This window comes from Acidobacteriota bacterium (genome assembly GCA_016196035.1).
Classification (GTDB): Bacteria; Acidobacteriota; Blastocatellia; order RBC074; family RBC074; genus JACPYM01.
Genome location: JACPYM010000066.1, coordinates 100,952 through 125,842, shown reverse-complemented (window position 1 = coordinate 125,842; position 24,891 = coordinate 100,952). Strand labels below are relative to the sequence as shown.

Annotated in this window: 11 protein-coding genes; 7 read left to right on the top strand and 4 right to left on the bottom strand. The window is 59.4% G+C overall.

Annotation, left to right across the window (positions count from 1 at the left end; translation table 11 throughout):
* Positions 1-105 precede the first annotated feature (105 nt).
* Positions 106-8,211 carry a hypothetical protein gene (locus tag HY011_20675; protein MBI3425355.1) on the bottom strand — a complete coding sequence of 2,702 codons (8,106 nt, stop codon included), beginning with the start codon at positions 8,209-8,211 and terminating at the stop codon, positions 106-108.
* A gap of 689 nt (positions 8,212-8,900) precedes the next feature.
* Between HY011_20675 and HY011_20670 the strand changes: the two genes are divergently transcribed.
* From HY011_20670 to HY011_20660, 3 genes are all read left to right on the top strand, one after another.
* A complete protein-coding gene (locus HY011_20670) occupies positions 8,901-10,007 on the top strand; it encodes a HupE/UreJ family protein (GenBank protein ID MBI3425354.1) in 1,107 nt (368 codons plus the stop codon).
* Positions 10,008-10,182: 175 nt separating this feature from the next.
* Positions 10,183-10,638, top strand: coding sequence for a redoxin domain-containing protein (locus HY011_20665; protein ID MBI3425353.1), 456 nt, complete (start codon positions 10,183-10,185; stop codon positions 10,636-10,638).
* Positions 10,639-10,653: 15 nt separating this feature from the next.
* On the top strand, positions 10,654-11,292 hold the full coding sequence (locus tag HY011_20660; GenBank protein MBI3425352.1) for a TlpA family protein disulfide reductase: 639 nt from the start codon (positions 10,654-10,656) through the stop codon (positions 11,290-11,292).
* A gap of 252 nt (positions 11,293-11,544) precedes the next feature.
* Here HY011_20660 and HY011_20655 read toward each other — a convergent pair whose 3' ends face one another.
* Complete coding sequence (locus HY011_20655; protein ID MBI3425351.1) at positions 11,545-13,179, bottom strand: M1 family metallopeptidase; 1,635 nt, start codon at positions 13,177-13,179, stop codon at positions 11,545-11,547.
* 321 nt (positions 13,180-13,500) lie between these two features.
* Positions 13,501-14,931 (bottom strand): hypothetical protein, encoded by a 1,431-nt coding sequence (locus tag HY011_20650; protein MBI3425350.1) that lies wholly within the window; start codon positions 14,929-14,931, stop codon positions 13,501-13,503.
* Positions 14,932-15,429: 498 nt separating this feature from the next.
* Between HY011_20650 and HY011_20645 the strand changes: the two genes are divergently transcribed.
* The gene (locus HY011_20645; GenBank protein ID MBI3425349.1) at positions 15,430-17,808 is read left to right on the top strand and encodes a TonB-dependent receptor; all 2,379 of its coding nucleotides are present in this window, start codon (positions 15,430-15,432) and stop codon (positions 17,806-17,808) included.
* A 126-nt stretch (positions 17,809-17,934) separates the two neighbouring features.
* On the opposite strand, the gene katG is transcribed toward HY011_20645, so the two are convergent.
* On the bottom strand, positions 17,935-20,160 hold the full coding sequence (gene katG / locus HY011_20640; GenBank protein MBI3425348.1) for a catalase/peroxidase HPI: 2,226 nt from the start codon (positions 20,158-20,160) through the stop codon (positions 17,935-17,937).
* Positions 20,161-20,518: 358 nt separating this feature from the next.
* Here katG and HY011_20635 point away from each other — a divergent pair, with 358 nt between their 5' ends.
* The 3 genes from HY011_20635 (at position 20,519) to HY011_20625 (ending at position 24,825) form a co-directional block, all read left to right on the top strand.
* The gene (locus tag HY011_20635; protein ID MBI3425347.1) at positions 20,519-21,073 is read left to right on the top strand and encodes a sigma-70 family RNA polymerase sigma factor; all 555 of its coding nucleotides are present in this window, start codon (positions 20,519-20,521) and stop codon (positions 21,071-21,073) included.
* Positions 21,074-21,239: 166 nt separating this feature from the next.
* A complete protein-coding gene (locus HY011_20630) occupies positions 21,240-22,157 on the top strand; it encodes a zf-HC2 domain-containing protein (protein MBI3425346.1) in 918 nt (305 codons plus the stop codon).
* Positions 22,158-22,299: 142 nt separating this feature from the next.
* On the top strand, positions 22,300-24,825 hold the full coding sequence (locus HY011_20625) for a protein kinase (protein MBI3425345.1): 2,526 nt from the start codon (positions 22,300-22,302) through the stop codon (positions 24,823-24,825).
* Positions 24,826-24,891: the final 66 nt, after the last annotated feature.

Genomic DNA, 24,891 nt, shown 5'->3' with positions numbered 1-24,891 from the left:
CGCGCACAGGCAACAATTTATCGCGAAAAAAAGCCGTGTGCAGGTTCTCACCTGCACACGGCTTTCGCTTGGCAAAAGTGCATGCTAACCAGCCGTGGCTATTGCCTAGTTTACGCTGATCATGCCGCTGGACAACGGTTTGGCAACGGTCTTGGTACCATCCCAAGCGCTGGAATACCACATCCCGCCGCCGTTCTTTTGAACCGTGATGGACGCTGTCTGACCACTGCTGCCGGCCGGCGGCGACATGACGATTTGCATTTGCGCGCCGCCTTCGAGCGCGATCGGCGTGGCCGGGTTGGTGATCTCCACCACATTGCACTTGGCCCCGAAGGTGACGACCTGCTGGCCGTTGACCACCGCCGAAGTAAACGTTGTGATTGAGTTGCTGGTGATCGAGTACGTATGCACCGCCGTGCCCACTGTGCCGTTGCTGCGGTTGAGACTCTTCACGATGATGTTCACCTTGCCTTGCGGATTGGTGAAGCTCTTGTTGTAACTCACGTTGGACGCAATGGACGTGTAGTAATTCGCGCCCGTGGCCGGCGCGTTGCCCAGGAAACCGTTCGACGCGAATGGCCCAGCCAGATTATTCAACTTGCCGACGCCAATCATTTGGTTGGCGACGCCGGGTTTCGCAATGCCGACGATGGTGTCATCCGCTGATTGGTCGCGTTTGTAGTTGCCGGTGATGATGACCGCGATCTGGATGCTCGCAAAATTCTGGTTGCCCAGGTTGTATTGCGAGACCGCCTGCGCCGTCCCCACCGTCAGATCAGCCGGATTGACCAAACCGACCGGCAGGTTCTGCGCATTGGATATGGGCGAGTAACTGCCGTCCGCATTGCGCGTGGCAAAGGTTACACGCGCCGTCCGAATGTCACCTTGGCAAGGCGTCGTGATGTCCTTAAGTGTGGCGCTCAAGGTCAACGTCGCCGTGCTGCTCGACGGCCCCGTCGTCCAGAAGAAATTCAGCCCGGTGTAAATCGCCCCGCCGTTGTAGGGGCCGACAAAGGCCGGCGTGATCTGGAAGCCGCTCGCCCCGCTCAGGGTTTCCGAACTGGCGGCGTAGCCCTGACCCGGGTTGGTATTGCCATTGAAGGTCGAGACGATGTTGTACGAACCCACATTCAGGGCGCTGGTAATGGTCGCCGTACCCGTGAAGACGCCCGTGCTGCTGGTCAGGGTTACGGGTGTTTGACCGGCAATCGAGATTGTAATCGTCTCTTGCTGGGTGACGAGCGCGTTGGTCAACCCGTCCTTCAACGTCGCGGAGATTGCCACCGTGCAATTGCCATACGTTGAAGTCAACGCCCCCGTGTAATGAATGACGGTCGGACGCGCCAGGATGTTGGCCGTCGTCGTCGTTGTTGTGTTGACGGCGTAGTTACCCGCATCCGTCCCGCTGATTGCGATGCCGGTCACCGTCACCGTCTTGCCCGTGCCCACATTCGCGTTATCGAAGTTGGCCGCCGCAATGCTGATGGTCAGCACATCACCCGACACACGGTTGTCAGCCAACGTGACGCTGGCGGTGGTCGCGCCGTCGTAGTACTTGTTGCTGGCTGTCGCCGTCACCATCAAGGCGCGCGCCGTGATGGTGGCCGTCGTCGTCGCCGTTGTGTTGACGGTGTAGTTGCCCGCATCCGTCCCGCTCAGACTCAGGCCCGTCGCCGTGACAGTCTTGCCCGTGCCGACATTCTTGTTGTTGAACGTCGCCGTGCCGCCGATGTAACTAACGCTGTCCCCAATGACCACGCCGGCCAACGTGCGCGTCGCAATGGTCGCCGCCGTTGTGCCGTCGTAGACCTTGTTGTCCGCCGTGATGCTGCCGGTAATCGCCAGCGCCGTGATGTCGGCGGTCGTGGTCGCCGTCGTGTTGACGGAGTAATTGCCCGCGTCCGTGCCGCTCAGGCTCAGGCCCGTCGCCGTCACCACCTTGCCCGTGGCGACGGTCTTGCTGGCAAAGGTCGCCGTACCACCTGTGTAACTGACGCTGTCACTGCCAAGCACGCCCGTCAGTGTGCGCGTCAAGATCGTCGCTGACACATTGCCGTCGTAAACCTTGTTCGCCGCCGTGACGCTGCCGGTGAGCGCCAGCGCTGTGATCACGCCATTGGTGTTGGGCACGGTGGCAATGGTGTAGTTGCCGCCGCTGTTGCCGTCGTTGACCGTGTAGCCAACCACCGACAACGTCTTGCCTGTCCCGGCATTCCTGTTGTCGTAGCTCTCGCTCGCGCCGCTCACACTGTCGCCGGTTTGCAAGCCGCTGACCGTGGGCGTGGCCGCCGCGCTGGTCGTGCCGTCGTAAACTTTCGTGTTGGCAATCGCCGTGATCGTCAACCCGGCCCTGGTAATTGCGCCGGTCGTGTTCGTCTGAGTGCTGACGGCGTAGTTGTTCCCACCATTGCCGTCACTGATTGAGTAACTGGCTACCGACAAGGTCTTGCCTGTGCCGACGTGTTTGGTGTCATAGGTTTCGCTCAAGCCGGTCACGCTGTCCCCGGTTTGCAAGCCGCTATAGGTCGGGATGGCGGCGGCGCTGATCGTGCCGTCGTAGATCTTCGTGTTGGTCAGAGCGGTAATGGTCAGGCCGCGCTTCGTAATGTTGGCCGTTGTCGCAGCGGTGCTATTGACGGTGTAGTTGCCCACATCGCCTCCACTCAGGCTCAGGCCTGTCGCCGTCACCGTCTTGCCGTTGCCGGCATGCTTATCAGCAAACGTCGCCGTGCCGCCGACATAACTGACGGCATCGCTGCCCACCACACCGCTTAACGTGCGCGTCGCAATGGTCGCCGCCGTCGTGCCGTCGTAGACCTTGTTGTCCGCCGTAATGCTGCCCGTGAGTGCTAACGGTGTGATGTTGGCGGTGGTCGTGGTCGAGGTGTTTGCACTGTAATTGCCGGCATCCGCCCCGCTGAGCGTGATGCCGCTGACTGTGACGGTCTTGCCTATGCCGACGTTTTTGGTGTCGAACGTGGCCGAGCCAATGTTGATCGTGAAGGTATCGCCGCTCACCCGGTTATCCGCCAACGCCACGCTGGCCGTGGTGTTGCCGTCGTAAACCTTGTTGCTGGCCGTCGCCGTCACCGTCAAACCGCGTGCTGTAATATTGGCAGTCGTCGCGGCGGTGCTGTTGAAGGTGTAATTGCCCGCATCCATCCCGCTGATTGAGATGCCGCTGACGCTGACCGGCTTGCCTGTGCCCACGTTCTTATCGGCAAACGCGGCGCTGGTGTAACTGTCGGTGAAGACGTCGCCGCTCACACGATTGTCCGCCAAGGTCACGGTTGCCGTGGTGTTCCCGTCGTAAACCTTGTTGACGCCGCTCGCACTCACCGTCAACGCCCGCGCCGAAATACTGCCGCTGGCGGGCACGAAGGTGAGCGTGTAGTTGTTCCCGCTATAGCCATCGCTCACAGCACCGGAAGCGTTCAAGGTGCGCGGCCCGACATTCTTGCTGTCGAACGCTTGCGTGAAGCCTGGCGTGTCGCCGCTGGCTAAGCCCGGCGTAATGGTCGGCGTGCCCCCCGAAGTCGTCGTGCCGTCATAAACCTTGCTATCCGCCACGGCGTTCACCGTGATTGGCTTGGCCGTGATGTTCGCCGTCGTCGCGGCGGTGGTGTTAAAGGTGTAGTTGCCCGCATCTGTCCCACCAAGCGTAATGCCCGTCACGCTGACCGGCTTTGCCGTGCCCACATTCTTGTTGTTGAACGTGGCGCTCGCGTAGCTGGTCGTGAGGTTGTCACCCGATACGTGGTCGTCCGAGAGGTTCACGGTGGCGCTGATATTGCCGTCGTAAATCTTATTGATGCCCGTCGCGCTCACCGTCAACGCGCGCGCTGTGATGTCTGCCGTCGTCGCGGCGGTGGTGTTGAAGGTGTAGTTACCTACATCCGTCCCGCCAATCGCGATGCCTGTCACGCTGACCGGCTTCGCCGTGCCCACGCTCTTGTTATTGAACGTGGCGCTCGTGTAGCTGGTCGTAATGTTGTCACCCGACACGTGGTCGTCCGACAGATTCACCGTGGCAGTGGTATTGCCGTTGTAAACCTTGTTGACGCCGCTCGCGCTCACCGTCAACGCGCGTGGCGTAATGTTGGCAGTCGTCGCAGCCGTCGTGTTGAAGGTGTAATTGCCCGTGTCCGTCCCGCTGATCGAGATGCCGCTGACGCTGACCGGCTTGCCCGTGCCCACGTTCTTATCGGCAAACGTGGCGCTGGCGTAGCTGGCAGTGAACAGGTCGCTCCCGATGCGATTGTCCGACAAGATCACACTCGCCGCCGTCGTGCCGTCATAAACCCTGTTGACGCCGGTCGCGGTGACCGCCAACGCCCGCGTGGAAATGCTGCCGCTGGCCGTTGCATACGTCACCGCGTAATTGCCGCCGCCATTGCCATCGCTCACGGCGCCGGACGGCGTGAGCGTGCGCGGCCCCGCGTTCTTGCTGTCGAACGCTTGCGTGAAAGTCGCCGTGTCGCCACTGGCCAAGCTGCCCGCCGTGATCGTCGGCGTGCCGCCAGAAACAGCCGTCCCGTCATAAACCTTGCTGTCGCTCGCCGCCGTGACGGTGATGGCGCGCGCGCTGATCACGCCGGTCATGTCGTTGGCAAACGTCACCGCGTAGTTGTTGCCGCCGTTGCCGTCGTTGACCGTCCCGCTCGGCGTCAAGGTCTTGCCCGTCCCAACGTGCCTGGTGTTGTAACTCTCGCTGAAGCTGGCCGTGTCGCCTGCGGCCAGACTGCCCCCGGTGATTGTCGGCGTGGCCGCCGCGCTAGTCGTGCCGTCATAGCTCTTCGTATTCGTCGCCGCCGTCACGGTGATGGCGCGCGCCGTAATCACGCCGCTCGTATTGTTGACGAACGTCACGTTGTAGTTATTGCCGCTGTTGCCGTCGCTGACCGAGCCGGACGGCGTGAGCGTCTTGCCCGTCCCCACATGCTTCGTGTCGTAACTTTGCGTGAAGCCCGACGTGTCGCCACCGACTAACGCGGGCGCAATGCTTGGCAACCCGGACGAACTCGTCGTGCCGTCATAACTCTTAGTGCTCGCCACGGCTGTCACAGTAATTGCCAGCGCCGTGATGTTGGCGGTCGTCGTGGCCGTCGTATTGAACGTGTAATTGCCCGCGTCCGCGCCGCTAAGCGCGATGCCGCTGACACTCACAGTCTTGCCCGTGCCCACGTGCTTGTTGGCAAAACTCGCGCTCGTGTAGCTGGTCGTCAGCGCATCGCCGGCTACGCGGTCATCCGACAACGTCACCGTGGCTGTCACAGCGCCGTCATAAACCTTGTTGACGCCCGTCGCGCTGACCGTCAGCGCGCGCGCCGTGATGTCCGCTGTCGTCGTTGCGGTGCCATTGACCGTGTAGTTGCCCGCATCGGCCCCGCTCAATGTCAGCCCGGTCGCCGTTACCGTTTTGCCCGTGCCCGCGTTCTTGTCGGCGAAGCTGGCCGTGCCGCCGGTGTAGTTGACTACATCGGGCGCAATCACGCCGCTCAGCGCGCGTGTGAGAATCGTCGCGGTCGCATTGCCGTCGTAAACCTTGCTATTGGCCGTGATCGTGCCGGTAAGCGCCAGCGCCGTGATGTTCGCCGTTGTTGCCACTGTCGTCGAAGAAAGTTGGTAGTTACTTGCCGTGGCGCCGCTCAAAGTCAGCCCGGCCACCGTCACCGTCTTGCCTGTGCCGACGTTCTTCGTATCGAACGTGGCGGTACCGCCGGTCAAAGCCACATCGTCAGAACCGACGATTCCGGCGAGTGACCGCGTGGCAATCGTGGCTGTGGTTGTGCGGTCATAAACTTTGTTATTAACAGTGACAGTTGGCGTCAGCGTCTTCTTCAACACGTTAATCGTCGCGCTGGCCGAAGCCGTGTTGTAATTGGCCGTATCCGTCGGCGTGAAGCTCACGGACAACGTCTGCCCGTTACTCGCACTCAACACGGCGCCGGAGGCGGGTGAATAATTGAACGTGCCGGCCACACTCGCTGTCGCATTAAGTTGCGTCGCGCTCAACGCCGTGCCATAGGTGATGTCCGCCGGATTGTTCCAGGTGATCGTCGGCGTGGCCTTGTTCACGGTCAGTGTATTACTGCCGCTGCTTGCGCCAAAGCTGGAATCGCTCGCGAAGCTCGCCCCCACGCCCGTGTTATAGGTGCTAGCGTTGATGCCGCTCAAACTGACGTTTGATAATGTCGCCACACCGCTGGCATTGGTCGTCGCGGTATTGCCGGCGAAGCTGTTGCCGTTCAGCGTGAAGGTAATCGTCTTGCCGCTCACTGCCGAATTATCCGAAGTCTTTTTCAGCGTGGCCGAAAGATTGATCGTGCCGCCGTAGGTGCCAGTGGCGGAGGAAACGGTAAGTGTGGTCGGCGCAGCACCATTTACAATGAAAGTAGCGCTGCCGGACTGATTGCCGGGGCTTGTGCAAGCCCCGGCATTGGCTGTCTTACAAATCATTACAGTCCACGTCCCAGCCGTGGTGGGGGAGTAGGTATCTGTGTAAGTTCCAGTCAGACCCGATTGTGCCGTATCGCGTACCAAAGTAGCGGTGCTAATTGTCGTGCTGTTGTACCACTGATAACGGAAATCACCGTTGCCAGAACCACCTACAGTTACCACCGCGCTGCTGCACACCGTGTCGCTGACATTGAAGGTGTTCTGATTTGTTGTGCAAGTAGCGTTCTTGATCGTGACAGTTGCGCCGCTAACGGCGCCATCCGTGAAGGTTGTTTGTGCGACAGGATAATTATCCGGCTGGCCAGAAGCCGTAAGAATAAACGACACGTTGAGATCGGTCTCCACGACGTTATAGGCCGTCGTGAAATTGCCTGTCGCATCTGCCTGCGCCGTCCAAGTCGTTGTCGCGGGTGTAGGCGGATCTCGTTCGAGTAACAAGCTGACGCTTTGATTTGGCAAGAAGCCTGTGCCTGTGATGGTTGCGACTTCACCTGGAGCGTAATCTGTCTTATCCGTCGTCACAGCCGCGGCTGAAGCAGGCGTTTCCTCTGCTGAATTTAGCGTCGCCCCATTGCTATCCGTACCGCCCGCGATCAGCGCCGTACTGCCAGAGTCGGTCATCGTGTAACCATCACGATCCGTCGGGTCACTGCTATCCGGCGCGGCCACCAATGCGTTCAGATTTCCCGTCGTGTCCCCAGTCTCTGCCGCTGACCGACGGTTCTTGCGATAAAAGAGCGCCGCACGTCCCGGCGTTTTCATCGTCACCGCGTTGTTGGGTAAATGGGCGTAGGCGGTGAAGTATTCGCCGCCCGCATTGAACATCTCCATCGTCGCTTCGCCGCCGCCGATGACTTGGATTTTGCCGTCGCGCAGCTTGTTGAGCACCGGGTTGACGCGCGCGCCGCGCATCGGCTTGGCAATCGCGGCAAACGTTTGCGTCGCGGGGTTGAAGAGTTCCGCCGAATTCAAGGCGCTACCGTTCGTCAGCTTGCCGCCCGCCAGCAGGACTTTGCCGGTGTTGAGCAGCGCGGCGCCATGGAAGGAGCGCGCCGTATCCAGGCGTCCCGTCACGACCGTGAAACTCTGGGTCGCGGGGTTGTAAATTTCGGCGCTGCCATCGGCGCTGCCGCCCGCGATCAGGATGCGGCCGTCGGCCAGCGTGGTCGCGGTGTGACCGGCGCGCGGGCGATTCAGAGCCGGGCCGGGCGTGAAGACGTTCCCGCTGTAGTTATAAATTTCAGTGGTGCGCAGCGGCTGGGCTTGGCCGCGTCCGCCAATGACCAGGATGCGGCCGTCGGCGAGGCGCGTCAGCGTGTGTTCGGTGCGCGCCGTGTCCAGGCTGGCGGCGGTGATGAAACTGTGCGTGGCCGGGTTGAAGATTTCCGATTCGCGGATCAGACCGTTGGCGTTCTCGCCACCGACGACCAGGATTTTGCCATCGCTCAGGCGCATGGCGGCGTGGCCCTGGCGCGCGATATTCAGGTTGCCAGCAGGCGCAGCGGCCAGATTTCGTGTGGCTGCCGCTTTGGCGGTTTTGGCGGCGCGGGGCGCGGGGGCGGCTTTGGTCGCCCTCATGCTCGGCCAGGCGCGATGCAACATTTGGTTGACGGCGGCTTTACCGGCGGGCGCATACAAGATGCCTGTGACGAGCGCCGCTGTCGCGCACAGGGCGGCAAGCGTGCGGCGCAGATTACGCAGTTGCTGAATTTTGCTGGTGAAGCTGCGTGCTGAAGAAGCTTGAGGTGTCATGGGAATCTCCTGAAACGGGTAGTGATACCCTGCGTGAAGAGCGCGCAAATACGCCTGGGCAAAGCCATGCAGACACTTGGCAGATGTCCGGGGCGACAGACAAAAGGAAGTTTTGCTAAAGGTGTTAGGTCGCTTGTCTAAGGTTACTCGCCGAACAAGACAACTATCCCACGAGTAGAAGATTAATCAAGCCAGCGCGTGGGAACGCTGACTTCGTAAGCCGGGAATGTTAGCTGTAAAGGAAATGAACAAGGCCCGCACTATCTCGCCCTTCCGTACTCTAATCTTAGTGCGTGTTCCAATCCGATTACTGAACCCTTCCGTAACAAAGCATAAATGAGAGTCGCAGTGCTTTGTCGTTAGCTAAATACATTTCTTAGAGATTGAACGCAAGCGACTGTCCCAAAATGTCACAAAAAATTCCCGTTCCGATGAAAAAACTGACGCTAACGACTGCAAACAGTATGAAATGTCGCGGCACATTGCAGCTTTTCATTTGCCTGCGATGGGCCGAGAGGAGTCGAAAACTGCCGGGCACAACCAAAAAGCTGCGGCTTGCAGCAGCACTCTATACGAGGCGTTCAAACGCTACCCAAAGAAAATTCTTGCGCTTGGTCAACGTCTGGTTGTTTTCCGGCGGCTAGACATGGTTTGATGGCGCGACGCTCTTTTCTTTAACGCAAACATTTATGAAGCAACAAAATCAACCCGCCAGGCTGATGCGCGCGCTGTGGCAATTGCTGCTGTGCGCAATGCTGGTGCAACCCGCTTGGGCGCACGATCCCGGTTTGAGCAATATCGAATTGCGGTTGGCGGGCGGACAATTGATCGCCTTCCTGGCGTTTAATCGCGCTGAAATTGCGCCGTTGGTGACGATAGACAGCAATGGCGATGGCAAGTATTCAGCCGAAGAATTCGCCGCCGCGCGCCCCAAACTGGAAGCTCTGGCGAACACGATGCTGGAAGTCACCGCCAACGGCCAACGCTTGTCGGTGTTGAGCAGCAAAGCCGAACTCGACGACTTTAACGATGTGCTCTTTTACATCACCTTTCTGGGCGACGCCGCGCTGCCCATCAAAGCGAAATCGTTGCTGTTGCCGAAACTCGCGCGCGGCCACCGCCACGTCATCTCGTTGCGCGGCGAACAGGGGCAAACGATTAACGAGCAAATTCTGGACGTTGCCCACGACACCTTTGACAGCAGCGCCAATGCGACCAGCGCCAGCGCCAACCAGGCCGCCGCTTTTTCCTTCAGCGAATTCGTCAAGCTAGGCATCGAGCACATTTTCACCGGCTACGATCACCTGCTGTTCCTGTTCGCGCTGCTCATCGTCGGCGGCAGCTTCAAAGAAGCGGCCAAGATCATCACTTCGTTCACACTGGCGCATTCGCTGACCCTGGCCGTCGCCACGCTGGGCTGGGTCAGTTTGCCGTCCAAGGTTGTCGAACCGCTGATCGCGGCTTCGATTGTGTATGTCGGGATTGAAAACCTGGTGCGGCACAATTACGAAAAACGCTGGTTGCTGACGTGGTGCTTCGGGTTGATTCACGGCTTCGGTTTCGCGTCGGTGTTGCGTGAACTGGGCATTGGCGTGAATGGCGGCGGCGTGGCGCTGCCGCTGTTCTCCTTCAATCTGGGTGTGGAGATCGGCCAGATCTCGATTGCGATTCTGGTGTTGCCGCTGATCTGGCATTTCCATAAATCGCCGATCTTTATGAAGCGTTACGTGCCTGTTTGCTCGGTGCTGGTGGCGTTGGCGGGCGCGTATTGGCTGATTCAACGGACGCTGCTTTAGTACGGCACCGCGCGCGTGCGCAAGCGGCGTTTGGCAACTCATCGCCAATGAACATCGTGCGACGGCTCCGCTTGCGCACGCGCGCCATACCGTACTCGTGTTCCGATTTGCAAAACAAACCATGAAAACCATCAACCGACTCATCCGCGCACTTCTCTTTTGCGTACTCGCAACTATGACAACTCGCGCTGCCGACCCCGGCAAACAAACGGTCATTTACGACGAAGTCGCCACGGCTGTCGCCACACCGCCCGCTGCAATGAACGCAAGCGGCGATCTGTGGGTGACGCTGGCTGACCTGACACGCGCGACTAGATTCGCTTTGAAACCGCAAGGCGTTTGCCGCGACGAACTCTGTTTCCCGCTGCCGAAAAACCGCAAGACCGCGTTTTTGCGTCCGCAAGGCAAGACCAACTGGTTCAACCTGAGCGAGTTTGCGCGCCTGTTGCATCAGCCTGTCGCACGTGAAGCCGAGACCTGGTATTTCGGCGAGCGCCCGGAAGTGCAAAATGCTTTTGTAGGCTCGCTGACCGCGCCCGATTTCACGCTGCCCGATGTGAATGGCAAGCCGCACGCGTTGCATGACTTGCGCGGCAAGAAGGTGTTGTTGATCACCTGGGCTTCGTGGTGAGGCTGCCGCTTTGACCTGCCAGGCTGGCAGAAGCTCTACGCCGAATTGAAAGACAAAAACTTCGAGATCGTCTCGGTCGCCCAAGATACCGGCGGCGTCAAAGACGCCAAACCCTGGATTGACGCGGCCAAACCTGAATACACGGTCTTGGTTGACACCCAACATCTGGTCACGCGGCTCTATGACATGGTCAACGTGCCGACCGCCGTCTGGATCAACGAACAAGGCCGCATCGTGCGTCCGAACGAAGCCGCGTATGTGGACGACCGTTACAAGGGCATGCACCGCTTGGACGCCGCCGAATATCTCGCCGCTATCCGCGATTGGGCGGCCAAGGGCGACCAGAGCCAGTTTGCACTGAGTGAAGTGGAAATCCGCGAACGCCTCACACCGCAAAAGCCCGAATGGGCGCTGGCCGCTGCTGAGTTTGCCTTGGGCGAATACCTCTATCACAACGGCCAAGGCCCGGCTTCGATCCGGCATTACAAAGAGGCGCAACGACTCAATCCCGACAGTTGGAATTACAAACGCCAGGCCTGGGCGCTGTCAGATGCCGAGCGCGAGTACGGCACCAGCTTTATGAAAGAAGTGCAGAAGCTGAACGGCAAGCCCTATTACGCGCCGCGCAAGTTGAAGAAAGAGGGCAAGCAGTAAGATTGAAGCAGTGCTGCGACACTGATTCGGCTCTTCTGCTGAAAGCCCCAACGGGGCGCAAGATGGAAGCCCAGGGCAACGCCCTGGGTCAGAACGCAGTAAAACCAAAAGCCCTGAAAGGGCGAAATACCCGCACCGTATTTCGCCCTTTCAGGGCTTCTTACTTTTCCCGTCCGCCGCTAGGGACGCTGCCCCTGGCTATTGAATGTCGCCCTTTCAGGGCTTTTGGTTTTGTTCAACCCCATCAACTGTTCAACTCTTGCTGACCTCGACGTAATACAAATCCGTCGCCACCCCAAACGCATCCTTCCCCAAATCCGTCTTCATCGTCTGCCATTCCGCTGTTGGTTTGATCGTTTGCCACTGCCCGCGCCGTCCCACTTTGATCGGCATGGCGAAACCCTTCGTCTCCGCCTTCCAGCGATAATCCACGCTGCCCAGCGCAAAGCGCAGTTCCAACACAGGCAAGGCCGCCTGCCGCAAGTACTGGTCAAAAATCGGCGTCAGGTTCTGGCCCGTCTGCGCGTTGAAAAACCGCACGAGGTCTTCGGTCATGATGTTGCGGTATTTGAACCGCTCGCAATACGCGCGCAAGGCCTTCCACCAACGCGCATCGTCACCATCTTTATCAATGATGACCGAGCGCAACGTATTCAAAAATAGCGCGCCCTTGAAATACTGATCCTGCCCCGGTGTCGCGTTGATGCCGTGCGGCGGAATGATCGGTTGTTGATTGCGCACCTTCGTTTTATAGCCGTTCGTGTATTTCAGCGCATCCTCTTTGCCGAACAGGGCCTCTACATAAACGCATTCGGCGTAAGTCGCCCAGCCTTCGTGAATCCATTGGTCGGAAACATCGGCGGCGGTGATGCTGTTGCCGAACCACTCGTGCGCGCTCTCGTGAATGATGATGAAATCGAACTTCAGGCTGACGCCCACGCCCGTCCAGTCGCGTTCGAGATAGCCGTTGGCGAAGCGGTTGCCATACGTCACGGCGCTCTGATGCTCCATGCCGGAGTACGGCACTTCGATCAATTTGTAGCCGTCGCGTTTGAAGGGATACGGGCCGAAATACTTTTCAAACGCCACGATCATCGGTTTGGCCTGGGCGAACTGGCGCTGGGCTTTTTCCAGGTTTTCGGGCAGGCAGTAAAAATCCAGCGTCAGGCCGCCCAGCTTGTCGCTGAAATGTTCGTACTGGCCGATGTTGAGCGAGACGTTGTAATTGTTGATCGGATAGCTGACGTTCCAATCCCAGCGCGTGTAACCATCGCCCAAATCTTTTTTGCCAACGAAGCGCCCGTTCGACACATCGGTTAACGCGTTGGGCACGGCGATGTGCATTTGCATGCTTTCGACTTCGTCTTGTTGCTGATCTTTGTTCGGCCACCAGATGCTTGCGCCGATGCCCTCGCACGCGGTCGTGATCCACGGACGCCCCGCCGGGTCTTTGCGAAAGCTGATGCCGCCGAAACGCCCCGTCTCTTGCGGATTGCCCGAATAGTAAAACTCGATGGCTTGCACCGAGCCTTGTTTGGGCGGCGCGGGGAAATCCACCCAGACCGTGCCCAACTCGCGTGTGTATTTCAATTCGGTCGCGCCGTGCAGAATTTTGTCTACGTTGAGATTGGCGAACAGGTCGAGCTGGATGCGCGTGTCCGGCTTGAGCATGCGGAAGCGAATCGTATTCTTGCCGCTGATGAATTTCTTGTCGGGGTCTACGCGAATGTCGAGGTCGTAGGAAAGCAGATCGTTATTCGCCCGCCACGCGCTGTATTCACCGCGCAGGAGGTCGGCGCGGGACGGCGTTCTGGGCGCGGGGTTTTGGGCCGCGGTCAAGCTGACCAGGACGAGCAAAGAGAGCCAGGTGAAACGAAATATGCGCATTGGTGTTTTCCTTTGGAGGTGGATTTGATGGCGAGGATGATGCGAGCGAAGGCGTGAGAAGGCAAGCGTACTCAGGCGGCGGCATATTCGGTATACGGCCTGACATCCGGCGGTTGGTCAAGTCAGCTTTGGATTCCGGCCTCGGCAGCAACACGTTCACGCACCTGCCAGATTTGGATAGCGTCCGTCATACCGATGTATTCTTCGACTTCCTGCCTGAGTTCGCAGATTTGGTCAACAATCAGTTGCGACATAATGGCGAAGCATCCCTTGTTCAATGGCAGAGCAGTGCGTTTGAACGCAGACAAGGCCGTTTCCAAATCACTGAGGGTTTGCTTCCATCCGGCACAGACTGTCTATCTGGCGCAGCGTCTCATCTGTGGTCAGCGCCGCCAGCCCGGCGTCGGCACACACCCGGCGTGTGAATGCAGCATAGTTTGCAGCAGCGCGGGTGTCGCCCACCTGCACGCGTTCCTCCATCAGCGCAGGCAGTGCGTGGATGTACTCAGTTGAGAATTTCGGGCGTGGCTGTCCGGCTTCGACCGCGCGCTGCATCAGGCTGATTGCGGTGTCGGTGTCGCCCCACGCGGCGTACCCGTCCCCGGCGCGCATGAAGGCAAATTCGAGCGTCCGCCCGCCCCAAATCATCGCCTTTACAAACTCCTTGGAGAAATCGCCCGGCGCCTTTGACACCGGCAACAATCCCAGCCGCGCCACGCTCGTGCGCAAGTAATGAACGCGCCGGGTCACCATAGACAATGCCAACGGGAGAATGTCTTTCACCTTTCCGGTCGCCGGATTCATCGTGAAAAGAGCACCGACTGCGGCCAGCGGCGGAAATTCGAGACCGAAATTTCTCGCGGCGCGCACCGCTTCGAACCATTCCTTCGGCAAATCGAGCATGTGAACTGAGGCCTCGTAAAATTGCACGCCTGCTTCGAAGACGCGATCACTTTGCTCCTGTGTCGAAACCACTCCGCCGGGTGTTTCATAGAGAGTCTCAGGCATAATGAAAAGAACCTTTTTGAGCAAGTCGCTTTGCTTCAGCCATTCCAACTCCCACATCGTACCTGGTCGCGAGAGCGGCACCATCACGATGAACTCGGCACGCCGCGCCAGCGCTTCGACCATCTCGCGCCAGTGGTCATCGCTGACCATCACGCGCGCGGCCCCCTCCATCGTATCGCCAGTGGTACCCAGCGCGATGATCGGAACCGTTGTGCGAAAACCGCGCGCGAGCACGGTTTCAACATCGAGATGAACCGGCACTTCGGTATCTGAGGGCAACGGTTGTGCTATCAACCGGTCGGTGCTGACGAACGGACGCAGGTACAAGGCGAACCGTTCAACCGGCGCGCCAGCCAAGGCAGCCTCAGCGAGTTGCGTAGCGTGCGCGTCCCGGCGTTGCTGCGCCCGCATGACGTCTGCCCGGAATCTGGCGTTCGCGATGGAGGTGAGAGGAGTGCTCAGCACAATGAATAGCAGTCCCTTGATCCACCATCGTGCGTCCAGCCCAAGCAGAATCCAGGCAATAACCAAAGCGGCCCCCAATGTCGCCAGGATGCTGAGGACGCCGGGTCGCGCGCCACGCTGGCGCTCCATAGCCAGCAAGCTAACCACCGGCGCCGCGACGTAAATCACCCAGAGAGCCTGGGTAATTATTGCGTGGTCAAGGGTGCGCTCCAAATACCAACCGCCGGCCGTTAAGGCGATTAGCAAGACGATTACCCAGCGACCGAAGTGCTTGATCATTTCCGACCTCCTGTTTAGCGCGCCCACACAATTGCCGCAAATGAGCGAGCCTGATTCGTCGAATCCATACTCTGTCGAAGCGCAGGCAGTGCGCAAAGAGACTGTTGCAGCAGCCCAACGGTTTTCTCGGCAATTCGTTTAACCGTCGTGGGCCGTTAACGCTATTGATTGTTGGATGAGCGCGCCCACAGCGCAATTGGTTTCCACCTTGTTCGTGGAGCTTCTTTGTGCCTGGGTGGCATAGTGTGCGCTTGCGTGCATTGAGCATACGACGCCCTCGCTGCTGCACCTGAATCGAAGTTGTAGGACAAACTCGTTTGCTGACTCGTTTGTTGACTCGTTTGCTGAAAGATATGCGCAGTCTAGGCTGGGTCATGTGTGCTGGCAAGTCAGTAAGCCAGTTTTCAATCAATTGCACCAATCCACTCGCCTCCGCATACCGTACTTCTACAGGATGGCGCTTGCCGCCAACCAAACAAGTCAGGAGAAGAACATCGTATGCGCACCTCGACGATCATCGCGGCCCTTTGCCTTTTGCTGGATTGCACTGCGAGCATTGCGGCGCAAACCGCCAACACGGCGGGCCGCGTGCTCATCGGCGCCGTCGTCAACGCCCGCAATGAAATCGTGCGCGGCGTCACCGTCACCATCACGACTTCCGCAGGCGACAAAACCGCCGTCACTGATGACGCAGGCAATTTCAGTCTGACCGTGCCGCGCGAAAACCTGATCGTGCGCGTCAGCGGCAAAAACATCGCCGCCAACGAAACCACCGTCAACGCCAGCGAAGACAGGCTGCGCTTGGAGATCGAATACGTCATCCCGCAAATCCACGACAGTCTGGTCATCACGGCGGCGCAACTCGATCCAACGGTTGACCGGCGCAACGAAACTATTTACCGCGATACGCTGTTTAGCCGCGACGATCAGGTCTTTCATACGCTGGACGCAGGCATCAACGCCGGGCAGCACGAAGGCGGAGGCAAGTCGCTCGAAATCCGCCGCTTCGGTTTCAACCTGGATCACGGGGGCGTCAATGGCGGGCTGAAAGTGCTGGTGGACAACGTCCAGCAAAACCAGGGCACGCAAGGCCACGGGCAGGGTTACTTGGGCCAGTTGAAAGCGCTGACGCCGGAGTTGGTGCAGGACGTGGAGATCGTCAATGGGCCGTTCAGCGCCGAATACGGCGATTTTTCAGGCTTGGGCGTCGTGCATATTCGGCTGAAAGAAGCGCTCGATGATCAATTGATTGCGCGCTTGTCTGGCGGCTCGTTCGACACAGTCCGCTCGTTTCTGGGCTACAGCCCGAAGCTGAAAACGGGCGCGGCGTTGCTGGCGTATGAGTTGTCGCGTTCGGATGGGCCGTTCAAAAATCCGTTGCGTTACAAACGCGACAACGTGACGGGCAATTACATTCGCAACCTGGGCGAGACGCACAAGCTGGGCTTCAAATTCAATCTGGGCCGCAATGACTTTTATTCCTCGGGCCAGCTTCCGCTCGATCTGGTCAACACGGGCGCGCTGGATCGCTTCGGCTTTATTGACCCGGACAACGGCGGGCGCGTGCATACGGGCGTTGGCAGTGTGTATTACCGGCAAGAAGATAGTCAGGGCGCGGTCTTCAAAGTGGATGGATTTGTCTCGCGCTCGCTCTTTGATCTGTATTCCAACTTCACCTTCTATCAAGTTGATCCGCAGCATGGCGATGAGATTCAACAGCACGATTCGCGCTTGCAGGAAGGGGCGAATGCACAGTATCTGCGGCCTTACACCGTGTTCGGCCAGCACGCCCTGCTGATTGCGGGCGCGAATTACCACGACAATCAAATCAATGTCGGCTTGTATCCATCCATCGGCCGCGCGCCGAATCGTAAGTTCATTACGGCGGACAATCGCGCGAATGGCGAAATCCTACAGACCAGCGCGCTCGCCCGCGTCACCAATACGGCGGGTTACGTCCAGCAAGGGCTTGATCTCTTTCACGGGCACGTGCACGTCGAAGGCGGCTTGCGTTACGACTACTTCCGCTTTCGCGTGAACGATCAGATTGATCCGGCGGCTTCGGGTGTGCAGTCTGCGGCACGCTTGCAGCCAAAATTCAATCTGTCGGTGACGCCCAGCGACCGCCTGCCGCTAACGCTCTATTTCAACTACGGGCGCGGCATCGCCAGCCAGGACGCGCGCGGTGTGGTCGAGCGGCCCGACCGCCCGAAGCTTTCAACAACTGACTTTTACCAAGTCGGCACGGCGCATCATTTTGATTTTCACGGGGTCAACCGCTTCTCGCTCAGCACCGATTTGTTTTGGCTGGATCGCTCGAATGAACAGGTCTACATCCCCGATGACGGCAGCTTTGAATTCAAAGGGCCGACGCGCGCGTATGGGTTCGAGGTCAAAACAGCGTTGAAGCTGACGCGCTTCGTCAGCTTCAACGCGGGTGTGACCAGCGTGGCGAATGTGTTTTATCGCGACTACTTTTTTGCCGAAGACGACCCCGCACCGGGCCAGCGTAAGTACGTGGACAGCGCGCCGCGCCTGGTCGCCAATGCGGCGTTGACGTTGACAGGCTGGCGCGGGTTCAGCGGCTCGCTGCGCTATCGGCACACCAGCAATTACCGGCTCGATCCGGTTGATCCCGGCCTGCGCGCGGCGGGGTTGGACGTAGTGGATTTTGGTCTGAACAAGCGGCTGAATCGGCGGCTGGAATTCAATCTGGCAATAGACAATCTAACTGACAAACGTTACTTCGAGACGCAGAATTATTTTGCCTCGCGCGTCTCGCCGAACGCGGATGAGGTCGAACGCATCCACGCGACGCCGGGTTACCCGCGCACGTTTAGCGTGGGGTTGACGTTCCGGTTGGGGGCAAAGGACTAAAACAGTACCGCGCGCGTGAGCAAGCGGAGCCGTCATCTGTCGAACATTGGGTAACAGTTGATTGCTCCGCTTGCTCACGCGCGCGGTACTGCTTTTGTCAGTGCCTTCCCTGCTTCATCGCCACACTTAGGGCAAGTCGAAGCGGTCGAGGGTCATCACCTTGGCCCACGCCTTCACGAAGTCCTGCACGAACTTCGCTTTTCCGTCCGCCGCCGCATAGAACTCCGACAGGGCACGCAGTTCGGAGTTCGACCCGAACGCCAGATCAACCGGGGTCGCCGTCCACTTGACCTTGCCGGTCGCGCGATCAACTCCCTCGTAAATCCCTTCGGAGGTAGAAGACTTGCTCCACTTGGTGGACATGTCGAGCAGGTTGATGAAAAAGTCATTGCTCAAGGTGCCAGGGCGATCCGTGAATACTCCGTGTTGCGCCTGCCCAGCGTTGGCATTCAAGGCACGCAGACCACCGACCAGCACGGTCATTTCAGGAACGGAGAGCGTCAGCAGATTCGCCCGTTCGACCAGCATCACCGCAGGCGACAGGCGCTCGCCTTTGTTGAAGTAATTGCGGAAACCATCCGCCACCGGCTCCAGCGGAGCGAAGGACAGCACGTCGGTTTGTGCTTCCGTTGCATCCACGCGCCCCGGCGTGAAGGGCACCACCACCGTGTGGCCCGCGGCCTTTGCGGCCTTTTCGATGGCGGCACTGCCACCCAGCACGATCAGGTCGGCCAGCGAAACTTTCTTCCCGCCGACTGCCGCGCGGTTGAAATCCTTCTGGATGCCTTCCAGACGCGCCAGCACCTTGGTCAGTTCCGCCGGATTGTTGACTTCCCAATCCTTCTGCGGCGCGAGGCGAAGGCGCGCGCCATTCGCGCCACCGCGCATATCGGTGCCGCGAAACGTGGCCGCCGAGGCCCACGCGGTTCTGACCAGTTCGGGGACGGTCAAGCCTGATGCGAGGATTTTGGCTTTCAGCGCCGCCACATCTGTCGCGTTGACCAGCTTATAGCCGACGCGGGGGAGCGGGTCTTGCCAAATCAGGTCTTCTTTCGGAACTTCCGCACCGACATAGCGGGAACGCGGGCCTAAGTCGCGGTGCGTGAGCTTGAACCACGCCTTGGCAAACGCGAGCCTGTATTCCTCCGGGTTATCCGCGAAGCGCTTGGCAATCTTTTGGTAGCTCGGATCGAATTTTAGCGCAAGGTCGGTCGTGAACATGATCGGTGCATGCCGCTTTGACGGGTCGTGCGCGTCGGGCACAGCGCTGGCTGCCTGCCCATTTGCGGGAACCCACTGAGTCGCCCCGGCGGGACTCTTGGTCTTCACCCAATCAAAGGCAAAGAGGTTTTTGAGGTACTCCGAACTCCAGGCAACCGGTTTGGACGACCACGCGCCCTCCAGACCGCTGGTGACCGTGTCGCCCGCATTGCCCTTGCCGCATTTGTTCGTCCAGCCGAATCCCTGCTGCTCCATACCGGCGGCGGCGGGGTCAGGCCCCACGCACTTGCCCGGATCGTAAGCGCCGTGCGCCTTGCCGAAGGTGTGACCACCGGCGATGAGCGCCACCGTTTCCTCGTCATTCATTGCCATGCGGCCAAAGGTTTCGCGGATGTCCTTCGCGGCCGCCAGCGGGTCAGGATTGCCGTTCGGGCCTTCGGGGTTCACGTAAATCAGACCCATCTGCACAGCGGCCAGCGGATTCGCGAGTTTGCGGTCTCCGCTGTAGCGCTCATCGGCCAGCCATTTTTTCTCAGGCCCCCAGTAAACCAAATCCGGTACCCAGTCGTCCGCGCGTCCACCGGCAAAGCCGTAGGTCTTGAACCCCATGGATTCAAGCGCGACGTTGCCAGTCAAAACCATCAGGTCGGCCCAGGAAAGCTTCTGACCGTATTTCTGCTTGACGGGCCAGAGCAGCCGCCGCGCCTTGTCGAGGTTCGCATTGTCCGGCCAACTGTTGAGCGGCTCGAAGCGCTGTTGACCGCCGCCCGCGCCGCCGCGCCCATCAGCCACACGGTACGTGCCGGCACTGTGCCAGGCCATGCGGATGAAGAACGGGCCGTAGTTTCCGTAATCAGCCGGCCACCAAGGCTGCGACGTCGTCAGGACTTTCTTGATGTCTTGTTTGACAGCGTTCAGGTCGAGGCTGGCAAACGCCTTGGCGTAGTCGAACTTTTCTCCCAGCGGGTTGGCTTTAGCGTCTTGTTGCCGCAGCGGTGCGAGGTCAAGTTGCTCAGGCCACCAAAACTGGTTGCGCAGCGGATCGCTCTGCGCACTGACTTCAGGCGTTGACACCAACGCTAGCGCAACGACCGCGCAAGCGGCGAGCAACATCTTCAGTTTTTTGTTCATTGACTCCTCCTTGATCGAACGGAAGACCCGTTCAGCAATCGTTCAGATAGTGTTTTCATAGTCACAGCCCGGTTAGAGCGGGTTGCAGTTCGGTGTACGGCAAAAACCACGCAGCGGTACCGTACCGGCGCTACTGATCACCCGCGCGCAAGCGCAGTTTCCCTATTGCCAATCAAGCCCTGGCTGACGCACAGGCTCCCAATACTCAACTTGTTTCGTGGTTAAATCCGGAAATTTGCAACTTGCTGCCTGACATAACACGCCATCGGTTGCTTTATTCCAGCCTTCGCCAAAAAATCCCGGCGCGGGAATAATTCCGCGCCGGGCGTGTTATTCCGCTCAGCAACGGCGCTGAAACATGAATCGAACGAACACTCAACAACCGGACTTTGCGGCGGCGGCTCTGGAGTATCTGGATGCGCTCTATGGTTTTGCCATGGTGCTGACGCGCAATCGCACCGAAGCCGAAGACCTGGTGCAAGAGACGTATCTGCGCGCTGCGCGGGCCTTTGGGCGCTTGCTGCCCGACAGTAATTTGAAAAGCTGGCTCTTTGCGATCATGCGCAACATCTGGCTCAACCACGTCCGCCACGCCAAGCTGGCGGGCCACGCGGTTGAATTGGATGCCGAAGCTGAAGACCATTGGCAATGGCCCGCGCACGAAACGCACGATCCGCATTTCGTGCTGTTGCAAAAAATCCAGCGTGAACAAATTCGCGCCGCCATCGAACGCTTGCCCGTGCCTTACCGCGAGGTGGTTGTGTTGCGCGATTTCGAAGGGTTCAGTTATCAGCAGATTGCAACGATCCTGGCGTGTCCCGCCGGGACGGTGATGTCGCGGCTAGGCCGCGCGCGCGAACAGTTGCGCACGTTGTTGAGCGAATGGCGCGTCGGCACAGCGGCGATTCGCTAGCAACGGAGTTGAAAAGACGAGCATTAGCCACAGAGGCACAGAGACACAGAGACACAGAGACACAGAGCAATTCAGATAGATGATCGCGGCTCATGCTCTTCCTCCGTGACTCCGTGACTCCGTGCCTCTGTGGCTAATGCAGCAAGAATCAGCAAACGAGAAAGCTATGATGCAGTGCGAAAACATCCACGTCCGGTTGGCCTTGTACCTGGACGATGAATTACACAACGGCGAGCGCGACGATTTCGAGGCGCATTTGCAAGGCTGCGCCGCGTGCCGCCAGTGGCACGAACGGGAGCGCCGGGAAATCGAAGCCATTCGCGCGGCGCAACCGCTTTACACCGCGCCGCCGGAATTGCGCGCGCGTCTGACAACGTTACTCGCTGAAACACCCGCACCATTCGTCGCGCCCGCACCGCTGCGCCAACGGCTGCAACAAATGTTGCGTCCTGCCAAACCGCCTGCCTTCGGCTTCCGCCCCGCGCGTTTGTTCGCCCTGGCGGCGGTCTTGTGTTTCGCCGTGTTCGCGAGCTTCTGGGCGCTGGTCTTACATCGCAACGCCACGACACTGCCCGCGCCCTCCGAATTCGCGCAAATGGCCGTGGATACGCACGTGCGCCGGGTGCGCGGCCAACTGCCGCTGGAAATCGCCAGCGCTTCACCCGCCGAAATCTCCAACTGGTTTGCGGGCAAGGTCTCGTTCAGTTTGAAGCTGCCCAACTATCAGGAAGCTTCGGGGCAGGTGCGGCTTTACAATTTGGAAGGCGCGCGGCTGGTCGGCTTCCGCAACGATTACGCGGCGCTCGTGGCTTATGACATGGACAAACATCCGATCACGCTGGTCGTGACCGCGAATGGCGTCGCCATGCCCTCGGGCGGCGAACAGGTCGTCTCCAAAGGGTTGCGCTTCCATTACGACATGCTCAACGGCTGGAAAGTCATCACCTGGGCGGATCGCGGCTTGACCTATGCCCTCGTTTCAGACCTGGCCGGACGTGGGCAGCAATCGTGCATCGTGTGCCATGAGGGCACGCAAGACCGCGAGATTATCGAGGGGTTGAAGCCGGGCCGCACCCAACTTTAAGCTTTCAACATAGCGGCAGACTTATGTGCAAGTTTGCCGCTACGTTTTTTCGCCAAGCTTGACAGCTACCCGCCCACTCTGGTTTTAATCCTGCCAGCAAACGCACTTCCCTTTTACCAAGAGTAGACAAGCTTTTCCCGCCATGACAATCGGCAAAGGCGCACGCCTGGGACACTATGAAATCGCGGCTCCGCTCGGCGCGGGCGGGATGGGGGAAATCTATCTGGCGCAAGATATGCGGCTGGGGCGGCGCGTGGCGCTCAAGCTCTTGCCAGCGCAATTCACCGCCGATGCCGAACGTTTGCGCCGGTTCGTGCTCGAAGCCAAGGCCGCCAGCGCGCTCAATCATCCCAACATCATCACGATTTACGAAGTCGGCGAAGCCGACGCCGTCCATTTCATCGCCACCGAATTCATCGAAGGCGAAACCTTGCGCCAGCGCATGGCCCAGACGCGCCTGAGCGTGGCCGACGCCGTCAACATCGCGCAACAGATCGTCAGCGCGCTGGCCGCCGCGCACGAAGCCGGCATCGTGCACCGCGACATCAAACCCGAAAACGTGATGATCCGGCGCGACGGGTACGTCAAAGTCCTCGATTTCGGCTTGGCGAAACTGGTCGAGCGACAGCGGCCTGCTTCCGATCCCGAAGCGCCGACGCTGGCGCTCAAAACCGATCCGGGCAAAGTCATGGGCACGGTCAGCTATATGTCGCCCGAGCAGGCGCGCGGGTTGGAAGTGGATGCGCGCAGCGACCTGTTTTCGCTGGGCGTGGTGCTGTATGAAATGATCGGCGGCCGCCTGCCTTTCATCGGACAAACGCCGTCTGACGTGCTGGCCGCCGTGTTGCATCACGAACCACCGCCGCTGGAAATGCGCAGCGGCAATCTCCCTGCCGAGGTCAACTGGATTCTCATCCGGCTGTTGGCGAAAGATCGCGAGGAGCGTTACCAAAACAGCAAGAGCCTCTTTAGCGATTTGCGGCGGGTCAAACAACGGTTGGAATTTGAAGTCGAACTGGGCCGCGCCGCCCAAGCCGCCGCGGGCAACGACCGCACGGCCAGCTTGACCGATCAATTGACGGCGGAGTTGCCAGCCACGAGCAACAGCCAGACGGTGGCGCCGCCGCTGCCGCACGATCCCTTTCGCACGGACATCAATGCCCCCACGGTCAGCAATACAGTCAGCAACACCTCCAGCGCCGAATATCTGATCATGGAAATCAAACGGCGGCGGCGCGGGTTGCTGACGTTCATGTTCGTGTTGCTGGTGGGACTGGCGGGCCTGAGTTGGTGGGCGTGGCGCGAAAAGCCGCTGGAATCGCTGGCGGTGCTGCCCTTCATCAACGCGACCAACGATCCTGACCTTGAAACGTTGGGCGACAATCTGACCGCGCGCCTGATCAATCAGCTTTCACAACTGCCCAATCTGAAGGTCAAATCGCTCAGCGTCGTTTCGCGCTACAAAAACGCCGCGCCGGATATGCGCCGCATCGGCAGCGAATTGGAGGCCCAAGCCATCCTGACGGGCCGTATCGCCAAACGCGGCGGCGATTTCGTGATCAATATCGAATTGGTCAGGGCGCGCGACAACACCACCATCTGGGGCGAGCAGTACCAACACAAGTTTGCCGAGTTGCTGTTGGCCGAACAGGAAATCACGCGCGATGTCGCCGAGCGGCTGCGCGTGGCGCTCACCCGGCGCGCCCACGATCAACAGCATTTGGCAGCCCAGCAGCTTTCGCAACAGGCGCGCTATTACTGGAATCAACGCACTGCCGACGGCTTAAAAAAAGCGCTCGATCTGTTTCAGCAGGCGCTGGCGCGCGATCCTGATTACGCGCAGGCGCTGGCGGGCGAGGCCGATTGTTACAACCTGCTGGCGATCTATAACGCCTTGCCATCGCGCCAGGCGTTTCCCAAAGCCAAAGCTGCCGCCTTGCGCGCGCTGGAACAGGACGGCACGCTGGCCGAAGCGCACGCGGCGTTGGGCATGGCGGCGTATCTTTACGATTGGGATTGGCTGACGGCGGAGCAGGAATTCAAACGCGCCCTGGCGCTCAATCCGACTTACGCCTCGGCGCATCAGTGGTACGCCACGCTGCTCTTCATGCTGGGCCGCAACGAAGAGGCCGTCGCCGAAGCACGCCGCACGCAGGCCCTTGATCCGCTCTCGCTGATTATCAATGCGCACCTGGGCCGCACACTCTATTTCACCGGGCAATACGACGAAGCCGTCACCCAATTGCAAAAGACGCTGGCGCTCGACCCCGGCTTCTTTCCGGCGCGCCGCTATCTGGGCCAGGTCTATGCCGAGCAAGGAAAATTCACGCAGGCCATTGCCGAATTGACTCAATCGGTATCGCTTTCGGGCGGCAGCGCGCTGGTCAAAGCCGAACTGGCGCAGGTTTACGCCGTGGCGGGCAGGCAAGCCGAGGCCCGCCAAATCGTCGCCGAATTGTCGGCGCTGACCGGCGCGAATGCGATTTCGCCTTATCATCTGGCGGTTATTTATGCGGGTTTGAGAGATAAAGATCAGGCCTTTGCCATGCTGCAAAAAGCCTATGATGAGCGCGCCGACCGGCTGGCCTATCTCGGCGTTGATCCGCGCTTGAAACCATTGCGCAATGATCCGCGTTTTACCCAGATGCTGCGGCGGATTGGCTTGTAACCGCTCTTGTAGTGACGAATTTATTCGTCCAGCGCCAAAGCCTGACGAATAAATTCGTCACTACAA

Bases quoted from the DNA above. Each gene is read 5' to 3' on its own strand.
- HY011_20655 (MBI3425351.1), bottom strand. From the start codon at position 13,179: ATGCGCATATTTCGTTTCACCTGGCTCTCTTTGCTCGTCCTGGTCAGC.
- HY011_20670 (MBI3425354.1), top strand. From the start codon at position 8,901: ATGAAGCAACAAAATCAACCCGCCAGGCTGATGCGCGCGCTGTGGCAA.
- HY011_20630 (MBI3425346.1), top strand. From the start codon at position 21,240: ATGATGCAGTGCGAAAACATCCACGTCCGGTTGGCCTTGTACCTGGAC.
- HY011_20635 (MBI3425347.1), top strand. From the start codon at position 20,519: ATGAATCGAACGAACACTCAACAACCGGACTTTGCGGCGGCGGCTCTG.
- HY011_20665 (MBI3425353.1), top strand. From the start codon at position 10,183: ATGACAACTCGCGCTGCCGACCCCGGCAAACAAACGGTCATTTACGAC.
- HY011_20675 (MBI3425355.1), bottom strand. From the start codon at position 8,211: ATGACACCTCAAGCTTCTTCAGCACGCAGCTTCACCAGCAAAATTCAG.
- HY011_20650 (MBI3425350.1), bottom strand. From the start codon at position 14,931: ATGATCAAGCACTTCGGTCGCTGGGTAATCGTCTTGCTAATCGCCTTA.
- HY011_20645 (MBI3425349.1), top strand. From the start codon at position 15,430: ATGCGCACCTCGACGATCATCGCGGCCCTTTGCCTTTTGCTGGATTGC.
- katG (MBI3425348.1), bottom strand. From the start codon at position 20,160: ATGAACAAAAAACTGAAGATGTTGCTCGCCGCTTGCGCGGTCGTTGCG.
- HY011_20625 (MBI3425345.1), top strand. From the start codon at position 22,300: ATGACAATCGGCAAAGGCGCACGCCTGGGACACTATGAAATCGCGGCT.